Below are 494 nucleotides of genomic sequence, written 5' to 3' on the forward strand. Positions count from 1 at the left end.
TGTCATCAATGCCCGTGCCGATCACTTCAATCGGTGAACACAGCCATTGTTCAGGCTGAATAATTTCGCCGGTTTCTTTGTCCAGTTTCGGTGTCACGTAAAAAACCCCACTGGGGCGAACGTCGATAAACGGTATCAGCGGATCACGGGCTTTCTCACGATGTTCATCTAAATTAACCACCACTGACTTCAACACTGGCGCGTTCTCCCCCACCTGATACAACCCTTCACTAAATGCCTGCTTTGCTGCCTCAATGCCGTGCTGCTGGCGATAATCGTCCCAGTCGGCTTTGTGTTCTGTGGGCGGTAACGTGACCCACCCGTTGATCGCTTTGGCGGTTTTCTCGGCTGCAATCTTGCCGACGTTCTTCTTGGGCTTGCCCTTGTCGTCCAGTTCGCCCGGTGTATGCCAGTCGTTATCCGCCGCCAGAATGATTTTCGCTGTTGGCCACCGTTCTCTCACCAGCCCGGCAACGGTCGATAAATTACCCTCA

The 494-nt window shown here is 53.2% G+C and carries 1 pseudogene; it reads right to left on the reverse strand.

Annotated features, from left to right (window positions below):
* A pseudogene (locus AAC854_RS23040) lies at positions 1-494 on the reverse strand (DNA primase); the annotation flags it as partial.

The organism is Xenorhabdus entomophaga, assembly GCF_037996725.1.
Taxonomy (GTDB): domain Bacteria; phylum Pseudomonadota; class Gammaproteobacteria; order Enterobacterales; family Enterobacteriaceae; genus Xenorhabdus; species Xenorhabdus khoisanae.